Genomic DNA, 9,523 nt, shown 5'->3' with positions numbered 1-9,523 from the left:
CGTCGAAATCGTGCTCCCGGGCCGCGGTCGACCGGACGAGATCATCGTACTGGGCGCGCATTACGACACGGTGCGCAACAGCCCTGGCGCCGACGACAACGCCAGCGGCGTCGCCGCGCTGCTTGAAATTGCCGGATTGCTACAAGCGCTTTCACCCTTCTACACAGTGCGCTGCGTCGCCTTTGTCAATGAAGAGAGCCCATTTTTTTTGCGTGAAGCCATGGGAAGTCTGAGATATGCAAGCGCCGCACGAGTTCGCGGCGATTCAATTCGCTTGATGCTCTCGCTCGAAATGCTTGGCTACTATCGAAACGAATCGGGTACGCAAAAGTATCCGCCGTTGCTGCGTTATTTCTATCCCCCGGAAGGCAACTTCATCGGTTTCGTTTCTAATCTTCGCTCAGCGCGCCGGCTGCGATCGGTCGTCGATGCCTTCAAAGCCTCGTCCGATTTTCCGCTGCAAGCGGCGTCGCTACCGTGGTGGGTGCCTGGTGTCGCGCTAAGCGATCACGCATCGTTCTGGCGGCGCGGCTACTTGGCAGGTATGGTGACGGATACAGCCTACCTCCGTAATCCGAACTACCACACCGCTCGTGACGTGCCGGCATCGCTCGACTATCCGCGCATGGCCGAAGTGACGCACGGATTGGCCGCGGGCGTCGCATTGCTCGGGGCGCGGGGGCATGAGCTGCGATAACACTCAACCAACGAAACGAATAAACGAATGGCTGTTTTGTTATATGACGAAATCTCCCGTAAGCACGAACGCGACCGCTGCCGCATGATGGCCCCCAAGGGGCTCGGATTGCGTTAGCATTGCAGCGCACGCCGGTCCGCGCTGGCTCTACAGCGTAACGTCCGCATAGGGCTGCATAGCGGCCGAACATCTTTAGAGAAACCACCATGTCATTTGCTCACGTGCCCACGCGCAAAGGGGCTGCATCGCCTGTGTCCGACGCGGAGCGGCAAACGCGCATCGATCTTGCCGCGGCCTACCGGCTCGTTGCACTGAACGGGTGGGACGATCTCATCTACACGCATATTTCTGCGAGCGTGCCCGAGGAGCCGGGGCATTTTCTGATCAATCCGTTCGGGCTTTGTTTCGATGAGGTCTGCGCGTCCAACCTCGTGAAGATCGACATCGAAGGCAACGTGGTAGGGGTGAGCGACCATCCCGTCAACGCGACGGGCTTTGCCTTGCATGGTGCAGTCCATCGCGCACGCAGCGACGCGTTTTGCGTCATGCATTTGCACAATACGGCAGGCATCGCGGTTTCCGCTCAACGCGAGGGTTTGCTGCCTCTGTCACAGCATGCACTGCGTTTTCACGGCCAACTCGCCTATCACGATTACGAAGGACTGGCTTTCACACCAGAGGAAGGCGACAAACTCATCTCACATCTGGCGGACAACCCTGCCATGCTGCTTCGCAATCACGGCACGATGACAATCGGCCGCACGATTGCCGAGGCTTATGTGTTGATGGCAACGCTCGTCAAAGCCTGCGAGATTCAACTGCAAGCGCAAGCCAGCCACGTCGGGCTAGTATTGCCGACCGAAGCTGTGATCGAGCGCGCGGCGTTGCAGTTACGCGATGGCGGCGCGATCGAGGGCGTGCTCGAATGGCCTGCGCTCTTGCGCAGGCTCGATCGTATCGACGCATCGTATCGGAACTGACTTTCGCGTTTCGTCCACTTTCATCAACTTTCCAAGGATCTACACCTATGCCGACATTTCATATCGAGCTCTTCGAGGGCCGCACCGTCGAACAAAAACGGAAGTTTGTCGAAGCAATCACGCGCGTGACTTGCGACACGCTCGGCTGTGAGCCCGCATCGGTGGACATTATTTTGACTGACGTCAAGCGGGAAAACTGGGCGACGGGCGGCAAGCTGTGGAGCGACGAGTAGTAAGGGTTTTGCGGAAGATTCGGGGGCGCGATAGCACTACATTCCAATACGCAGACGACCTCTAGCGCCATCGTGTTCGCCGCAACGATCACTAGACAACTATACGCTATCTGCGTATAGTTGTGCTCATGCGAGCCATCTTTGTCGAACTGTCACCCTTCCAGAAATATCGCTCCGACTATCTGACGGACGACGAGTATCGTCTTCTTCAAGAGGGGATGCTTGCTAACCCAGATGCGGGCGATGTCATCAAGGGGGCGGGCGGCCTGCGCAAACTTCGTGTCGCCGACAAGCGGCGAAACAAGGGGAAGCGCAGCGGCTTGAGGGTTATCTACTACTACTGGGTTGAAGGCACTCAGTTTTGGCTGTTCACCCTCTACGACAAGAACGAAATGGCTGATTTATCGAGCGCTGAGCGCAAGGCATTGGCCGAACTGCTCGCGGAGGAAATAGCGCAAAGGGGCGCGAAATGAAACGAAATCTGTTCGCCGAATTGAAGGAAGGCATGGCCGATCTTGCTGCCGAACGCGCCGGCAAGGTCACGCTCCGCAAAATGGATGTGGAGATACCCGACGTCGTTGAAGTGTCGCCCGAGGAAATCAAAACGGTCCGCGAGGCCGTACATGCCTCACAGGCCGTTATGGCACGCCGGTTGCGGGTCAATCAGCGTACATATCAGAACTGGGAGCAGGGAAAGGCCAAGCCAAATGCGCAGGCGGCCGTCCTGATAAAGCTCGTTGAGAAGCATCCTGAAACACTAGCTTTACTAGAAACTCTGTAGAACACTAACCCATACGGCACTGCGGGCGAAAATCCCGCCACGAGCTGGGCGCAGCGAAAAAAGTGAAATGCAAATGCCGGCCATAGCATCGCACCGTGGCACTCCGCACATTTGATACCGCCACCTATACTTAGGACACCTACACAAAACGGCGACAAACGCGACAGCCCCTTCAAGGAGGACCCTATGCTCAAAGGCGGCTGCTTATGCGGACATGTCCGCTACGAAGTGCAGGGTACGCCCTTCCACTCCACCATTTGCCACTGCGTAGATTGCCGCCGATGCGCAGCGGCTCCGCTCGTTGCCTGGTTCAGCGTCAAGCGAGCCGATTTCCGCGTAGTGCACGGCAAACCAAGGCCATTCGCTTCGAGCCCGCCCGTCGTGCGCACATTCTGTGCGGACTGTGGAACACCTTTGACGTATCGGCACGACGGCTTTCCCGACGAGATCGACGTATCCACGTGCAGCCTCGATTTACCTGACCAGGTTCCGCCCGCGGATCACACTTGGACATCGCAAAAATTGCCGTGGATCGTGATCCCCGATTCAATGCCCCAGCATGCGCGCAGCCGGCCTAACACCTGATTGCGCACCGCTCGTCGTCGTTCCGATCCGAAATACGTCTACCGTGCGCTTGAGCAACGCAGCCTGATCATCGAGCGATTGAGCGGCAGCAGCGGCCTGTTCGACGAGCGCCGCGTTCTGCTGTGAAACCTGATCCATCTGCGCGACGGCTACCCCAACCTGCTCGATTCCGTCGCGCTGCTGATCGGAAGCGTTCGCGATCTCATTCATGATCGCCGTCACCCTCGAAATGGCCTCCCGAATCTCGCGCATGGTCAGCCCCGCTTGATCAGCAAGCTTAGTACCGGCATCCACGCGAGCCAGGGAATTGCCGATCAGCTCCTTGATTTCTTTGGCGGCGACACCCGCCCTTTGCGCTAGCGACCGTACTTCCCCCGCAACGACCGCGAAGCCTCGACCCTGCTCCCCCGCCCGAGCCGCTTCGACGGCCGCGTTTAGCGCAAGGATGTTGGTCTGGAAAGCGATACCCTCAATCACCGCGGTAATCTCTCCGATCTTTTTCGACGCCTCATCGATCCCGTTCATTGTTTCGACGACGTTGTCCACCACGGATGCGCCCCGCAGCACAACCTCGTTGGCATTACCGCTGAGCGCTTGTGCCGTTCTTGCGTTTTCGCTGTTGTGCTTGACGGTCGCCGTGAGCTCCTCCATGCTGGCCGCCGTTTCCTCCAGCGACGCTGCCTGCTCCTCGGTTCGCTGGGACAAATCGCTGTTGCCGGCTGCTATCTGCTTCGTCGCCGCCGCGATCGAATCCGCACTTCGCATCACTTGCCGCACCGTATCGCTGAGCGACACCTGCATTGTCATCAGGCCGTCGACAAGCTGGCCCATCTCGTCATGAGATTTGACTTCCAGCCGCTCGCTCAGGTCTCCCACAGCGATGCGTTTCATGGCCGACAATACGTTCGCAAGCGGCCGCGCAATCGAGAGGTTGAGCGCGACGGCGCAGGCAACGCATGCCAGCATCCCGACGACGAGCAGCGCAGCGCCGATCAACTGAACAGCGCTGGAGCGCCCCCTTGCAGCCGCAAACGCTTCGCTCCCGTGCTCGTGTTGCCATGCTGCGAGCGCATCCGAGCTTTTGGTCAATGCGACCGACAACGGCGGCACGGCATTCATCGCCATGCGGTCGGCCGTTTCGTGATCCCCTTTTTTGAGTGCGGCGACCATCGGCATGATCGCCTTGTCGGCGAGTGCCGCGCGCGCGGCATCGACCGCATCGGCCAGTGCCTGCTCGTTTGCACCATGCGAAAGCGCCATATACTCGTGCCACGCCCCGTTCGACACCGAGAGGTAGTTGAGCGCCTTATCAATCAGGCTAGCCGTATCGGGTGCATCAGGATGCAGCATCACACGGTCGAGCGTAGTGCGTACGATGGTCAAATTGACGTTAGCCTTGCCGATTGCAATGGCTGCCGCAAGTTGATTCGAGTACGCATATTCGAGGTCGTCGTTCGAGCGGTTGGTGCCGTATGCACCGAGCGCACCGGTGGCCAGAATCAAGATGCCCAATATGGTCACGGTGAACCACAAACGCGCGGAGATAGGCAGTCTTTTGAGCATTGATAAGTCTTATAGGGGATTCGAGCGATATGCGCCCAAGGAGCTCCGGCGTTTACCGGTCGCCGTATCCTTGGATTACGGCAAGCCGCAAATAAGACTTAACCTTCGGCAATCACATAATTGCGTTTTGCCCGACTCTTCCACATTGCGAACATTATCGCGAAAGGCTAATTCGGCAGATCGGGCTGAATCCGAGGAACTGCTATTTTGGATGCCTCCTACGGACATGCCTTAGCCGACTTTTCAATGAATCTGGCCTCTTCGCTCTAACGTTCCCCACCGACAGCGGCCTTTCTCGCCTCTTCCTCCACGTCAAGCGTGTCCATTTCTTCGATTTCGACCGTACCACCATCCAAGATGGCACGAGCCCGATTCATATCGATAGCCTTCTCCCAGCGGGCGACCACGACGGTTGCCACACCGTTGCCGATCAGATTCGTCACTGCGCGCGCCTCGTTCAAAAAGCGATCGACGCCAAGAAGCAGGACGAGACCGGACACAGGAATCTTGTGCATCGATGCCAGCGTAGCCGCCAGTGCCACGAAACCGGCACCGGCAACACCCGCCGAACCCTTCGACGTCAGCAGCAACACACCCAGCACGAGCAGTTGATCCCATATGCTCAGATGGATGTTCATCGCCTGCGCGACGAAGATGGCTGCCATCGTCAAATAGATCGACGTGCCGTCCGCATTGAACGTGTAGCCTGTCGGCAGGACCATGCCGACGACGGAGCGCGCGCAGCCGAGCTTCTCCAGCTTGATGAGCATCTGCGGCAATACTGCCTCGGTCGAAGCCGTTCCGAAAGTGACGAAAATCTCATCCTTGATGTAGCGAAGAAACTTCCACAGCGACAGCCCGCATAACCGCATCATGGTGCCGAGCACAATGACGACAAACGCGATGGAGGTCAGATAGAGACTCAACATCAGCTCGCCGAATGAAGCGAGCGTACCAATGCCGTATTTCGCCACCGTAAACGCCATGCCGCCGAACGCTCCGATCGGAGCGACGTACATGACGATGCGCACGACGCCGAACATCGCATGCAGGAATATTTCGAGCATGTCGACGAAAGGTGCGGTGCGCGGCCCGAGCTTGGCCAGCGAAATGGCGAGCAGCACGGAGAAAAAAATCACCGGTAGCATTTCGCCATTGGCGAACGCACCCACCACGCTATTGGGCACAATGTTCATGAAAAAATCGAGCATCGTGTGCTCATGGGCCGAATGCGCGTAGGTGCTGATCGCCGTGCTGTCGATATGGGCCGGATCGACGTTCATCCCGCTGCCGGGCTGAATGAGATTGACCACAACGAGCCCAATGCCGAGTGCGATCGTCGACGCGAACTCAAAGTAGATAATCGCCTTGACACCCACCCGCCCGGCCGAGTGAATATCGTTCATGCGTGCGATGCCGACCACAACCGATGCGAAGATGATCGGCGCAAGCAGCATGCGAATCAACTTGATGAAAAGATCACCAAGCGGTTTTAGCTCGGCACCGATGCCCGGATAAAAATGACCAACAGCGATCCCCGCGATAATGCCGATTAAAACCTGTACATACAGTTTCGAAAGGTACTTTCGTATCGTTGAAACCCGCATGGCTGTCTCTCTCCTTGGCGTGGCGCGTGATGCTTTCATTTGCACAAAAGCCGGCGCTGCGTTTTGGTTTGCAGAGCCGGCGTCCACGTCCGCCTTCTGTGTATTGTTATCGTCTCTTGTGCCGCCGCACCACTGGCGATGAGATGGCGCGGCGTACGGATCGATTATACGGAGAGCTTTTTCATCTCTGCATAAAGATCCGCTTTTCCTTCAAAGCCAATCCCCGGCAACTCCGGCATCGTAATATATCCGTTTTCCACTTTGACGCCATCGGGGAAGCCGCCATAAGGCTGGAACAGATCGGGATAGGACTCGTTGCCACCAAGGCCGAGACCCGCGGCAATATTCAACGACATTTGATGACCGCCGTGCGGAATGCAGCGGCTCGGTGACCAGCCGTGCTCGCGCAACATCTCGATCGTACGCAGATATTCGACCAGCCCGTAGCTCAACGCGCAGTCGAACTGCAGCCAATCGCGATCAGGCCGCATGCCGCCATAACGGATCAGATTGCGTGCGTCTTGCATCGAAAACAGGTTTTCGCCCGTTGCCATGGGGTTCGAATAGTAGTTGCGCAGCGTCGCGTTCAGCTCGAAATCGAGCGGATCACCCGCCTCTTCGTACCAGAAGAGATCGTATTGCGAGAGCGCCTTTGCGTACTTGATCGCCGTGTCGAGATCGAAACGGCCGTTGGCGTCTACCGCCAGCTTTCGGCCTTCGCCCAGTACACTCAGAATCGAATCGATGCGGCGCAGATCCTCGTCGAGCGAAGCGCCGCCGATTTTCTTTTTCACCACCGTGTAGCCGCGATCGACATAGCTGCGCATTTCATCTTTCAGCCTTTCGTGGTCCTGGCCCGGGTAGTAGTAGCCACCCGCTGCATAGACAAACACTTTGCGATTCGGCCGGCCGTCGCCGTAGCGGTCTGCGAGCAGTTGATAAAGCGGTTTGCCCTCAATCTTGGCGACGGCGTCCCATATCGCCATATCGATCGTCCCGATCGCGACCGAACGTTCACCGTGGCCACCGGGCTTCTCGTTCGTGAACATCGTCGCCCAGATCTTGTGGGGATCGAGATTGTCGCCCTTGTCGTTGATGAGCGTAGCGGGATCAGCTTCCAAAAGCCGCGGGATAAAGCGCTCACGCATCAGCGTGCCCTGCCCATAGCGGCCATTCGAGTTGAAGCCGAAGCCTACGACCGGCTTGCCATCGCGGATCACGTCGGTGATCACCGCAACGAGACTCAGCGTCATTTTGCTGAAGTCGATGTAGGCGTTGCGAATGGAGGAACTGATTGGAACGGTTTTTTCGCGGATTTCGACGATTCTCATGGTGTCTCCAGGCATCGACCGCCATAGCGGGCGGGCGTCAAGAGACACTAGGTTATTCGCCGATATGAAGGTTATGATTCACCCAAAATCATTTCTCTATTAACTTTCAGTGAAGACCGACGTTGCCTCTCAACTCGAGTTCTTTGTACTTCTTGCTCGCCACGGCAGCCTCGCCGCAGCGGCGCGTGCGCTGGATTTGACGCCGCCGGCCGCAACCAAGCGGCTATCGCAACTCGAGGCACGCCTCGGCGTGCGGCTCGTCAACCGGACGACGCGCCATATCAGCCTCACGGCTGAAGGAGAAACCTACCTTCATCGCGCAACACGCATCCTGGACGACATCCGGGAAATGGAAGATACGGTTTCATCCAGTCATTCATCGCCCAGAGGCCTGTTGCGCATTAACGCCACGCTCGGATTCGGGCGCACGACAATTGCGCCAATCGTGTCTGCGTTTGCAAAGCGGCACCCGCATGTCGAAGTGCAACTCGAGGTGACGGACCGTCCGATCGACCTCGTCGAGAGCGGCGTCGACCTGGCGATCCGATTCGGTGCGCTTCCAGACAAACGGCTCAATGCGCGCCGCGTCATGTCGAATCGCAGGTTCTTATGTGCCTCGCCGCGTTACCTGGAACGGCACGGCACGCCCACAAGCCTGGCCGATCTCGCCCGTCACGCCTGTATCGTTCATCGACAAAACGATGACGCTTATGGCGTATGGCGTTTTATGAATAACGGACAGACCGAAGTCGTCAAGGTGCATGGCACGCTGTCCAGCAACGATGGCGATATCGTTCTCGGGTGGGCACTCGACGGCCACGGCATTCTCGTGCGATCGGAGTGGGACCTCGCCAAGTATCTGGAAAGCGGTCGACTGCGAGTGGTACTGCCCGATTTCGTGCAGCCGTCGGCCGATCTCTTTGTCTACTATCCGAACAAACTCAACCAGACAGGGCGTGCTCGAGCCTTTATCGATTTCTTGATCGAGCACTTTAAAAGCGGATCAGCGGCGCACACCTGACAAAAATTCGAAGGATAAAAAAACACGACCCGCGTGTTGTGCGTCGGGTCGTGCCAGGTACTGCCTTCTTCGCGCGTTACGGTTACTTCGAAACGGTCGAGGCAAGTTGAACGCCAGCTGCTTGCAGCTCGTCGGCTTCCGCGAGCTCAGCCGAACGGTGAATCCATGCCCGTCGCATCGGAGCCAGAACGAGCTTCGCACAAATGCCCGCCACAATCGCGATGCTCGCTGTGAGCATAAACACCGCATTCCATCCGCCGGCGACTGCCAACAGCGAGGCGACCGGCACCAGCAGTGCGGCTGCGCCCTTAGCCGTGTACAGCGTCCCGGCATTACCCGCAGCGTATTTTCCGCCGAACGTATCCGCACACGTGGCCGGGAAGTTCGAGAAGATGTCGCCGTAGCAAAGGAACGTGAGTGCCGAGAACAGGATGAACAGATACGGGTTGTGGCCGAAGTGCATCAAACCGAGCAATGCCAGCCCTTCGCCTGTGAACGTCAGCATCATCGTGTTCTCACGACCGATCCGATCAGAGAGCAGGCCGCACAGAGGCCGCGTGAAGCCATTACAGATGTTGTTCATTGACAACGTGACGGTCAAGAGTGGCAGCGTGGCAGCAGCGATGCTGATAGGCAGGCTCGCAAAGCCATACTGCTTTGCAATCGGGGCAATCTGTGCCGTTGCAATGATGCCACCGGTAGCCACGCACACATACAAGATGTAC

11 protein-coding genes are annotated in these 9,523 nt (G+C 57.8%); 7 read left to right on the top strand and 4 right to left on the bottom strand.

Features of this window, described 5'->3' with window-relative positions; all coding sequences use genetic code 11:
- The 6 genes from VL598_RS12275 to VL598_RS12250 form a co-directional block, all read left to right on the top strand.
- Positions 1–697: M28 family peptidase (locus tag VL598_RS12275; RefSeq protein WP_325326997.1), on the top strand; the 697-nt coding region annotated here is incomplete at its 5' end.
- 206 nt (positions 698–903) lie between these two features.
- Entirely contained in the window at positions 904–1,677 is a 774-nt protein-coding gene (locus VL598_RS12270; protein ID WP_325326996.1) for a class II aldolase/adducin family protein, read from the top strand.
- A gap of 47 nt (positions 1,678–1,724) precedes the next feature.
- Entirely contained in the window at positions 1,725–1,910 is a 186-nt protein-coding gene (locus VL598_RS12265) for a 4-oxalocrotonate tautomerase (protein WP_325326995.1), read from the top strand.
- Positions 1,911–2,038: 128 nt separating this feature from the next.
- Positions 2,039–2,383 (top strand): type II toxin-antitoxin system RelE/ParE family toxin, encoded by a 345-nt coding sequence (locus VL598_RS12260; protein ID WP_325326994.1) that lies wholly within the window; start codon positions 2,039–2,041, stop codon positions 2,381–2,383.
- Complete coding sequence (locus VL598_RS12255) at positions 2,380–2,691, top strand: helix-turn-helix domain-containing protein (RefSeq protein ID WP_325326993.1); 312 nt, start codon at positions 2,380–2,382, stop codon at positions 2,689–2,691. Before VL598_RS12260 ends, VL598_RS12255 begins: the two co-directional genes overlap by 4 nt.
- A gap of 186 nt (positions 2,692–2,877) precedes the next feature.
- Positions 2,878–3,276, top strand: a complete 399-nt coding sequence (locus VL598_RS12250; protein ID WP_325326992.1) for a GFA family protein — start codon at positions 2,878–2,880, stop codon at positions 3,274–3,276.
- Here the strand turns inward: VL598_RS12250 and VL598_RS12245 are convergent.
- The 3 genes from VL598_RS12245 to VL598_RS12235 all read right to left on the bottom strand — a co-directional run bounded on the left by VL598_RS12245 (position 3,238) and on the right by VL598_RS12235 (position 7,777).
- Positions 3,238–4,839, bottom strand: a complete 1,602-nt coding sequence (locus VL598_RS12245; protein WP_325326991.1) for a methyl-accepting chemotaxis protein — start codon at positions 4,837–4,839, stop codon at positions 3,238–3,240. The two genes, VL598_RS12250 and VL598_RS12245, sit on opposite strands and share 39 nt — an antisense overlap.
- Positions 4,840–5,105: 266 nt before the next feature.
- Positions 5,106–6,446 carry a C4-dicarboxylate transporter DctA gene (gene dctA, locus VL598_RS12240; RefSeq protein ID WP_325326990.1) on the bottom strand — a complete coding sequence of 447 codons (1,341 nt, stop codon included), beginning with the start codon at positions 6,444–6,446 and terminating at the stop codon, positions 5,106–5,108.
- Positions 6,447–6,610: 164 nt separating this feature from the next.
- Positions 6,611–7,777 (bottom strand): mandelate racemase/muconate lactonizing enzyme family protein, encoded by a 1,167-nt coding sequence (locus VL598_RS12235; RefSeq protein WP_325326989.1) that lies wholly within the window; start codon positions 7,775–7,777, stop codon positions 6,611–6,613.
- Between the two features lie 109 nt (positions 7,778–7,886).
- Between VL598_RS12235 and VL598_RS12230 the strand changes: the two genes are divergently transcribed.
- Positions 7,887–8,798, top strand: a complete 912-nt coding sequence (locus VL598_RS12230; RefSeq protein ID WP_325326988.1) for a LysR substrate-binding domain-containing protein — start codon at positions 7,887–7,889, stop codon at positions 8,796–8,798.
- 82 nt (positions 8,799–8,880) lie between these two features.
- Here the strand turns inward: VL598_RS12230 and VL598_RS12225 are convergent.
- The coding region (locus tag VL598_RS12225; protein ID WP_325326987.1) for an MFS transporter at positions 8,881–9,523 on the bottom strand (643 nt) is incomplete at its 5' end.

The organism is Trinickia sp. (genome assembly GCF_035492435.1).
Classification (GTDB): Bacteria; Pseudomonadota; Gammaproteobacteria; order Burkholderiales; family Burkholderiaceae; genus Trinickia.
This window is presented reverse-complemented; position numbering and strand designations above follow the sequence as displayed.

Coding starts and splice junctions, on each gene's coding strand:
- VL598_RS12270 (WP_325326996.1), top strand. CDS start 904: ATGTCATTTGCTCACGTGCCCACGCGCAAAGGGGCTGCATCGCCTGTG.
- VL598_RS12265 (WP_325326995.1), top strand. CDS start 1,725: ATGCCGACATTTCATATCGAGCTCTTCGAGGGCCGCACCGTCGAACAA.
- VL598_RS12260 (WP_325326994.1), top strand. CDS start 2,039: ATGCGAGCCATCTTTGTCGAACTGTCACCCTTCCAGAAATATCGCTCC.
- VL598_RS12255 (WP_325326993.1), top strand. CDS start 2,380: ATGAAACGAAATCTGTTCGCCGAATTGAAGGAAGGCATGGCCGATCTT.
- VL598_RS12250 (WP_325326992.1), top strand. CDS start 2,878: ATGCTCAAAGGCGGCTGCTTATGCGGACATGTCCGCTACGAAGTGCAG.
- VL598_RS12245 (WP_325326991.1), bottom strand. CDS start 4,839: ATGCTCAAAAGACTGCCTATCTCCGCGCGTTTGTGGTTCACCGTGACC.
- dctA (WP_325326990.1), bottom strand. CDS start 6,446: ATGCGGGTTTCAACGATACGAAAGTACCTTTCGAAACTGTATGTACAG.
- VL598_RS12235 (WP_325326989.1), bottom strand. CDS start 7,777: ATGAGAATCGTCGAAATCCGCGAAAAAACCGTTCCAATCAGTTCCTCC.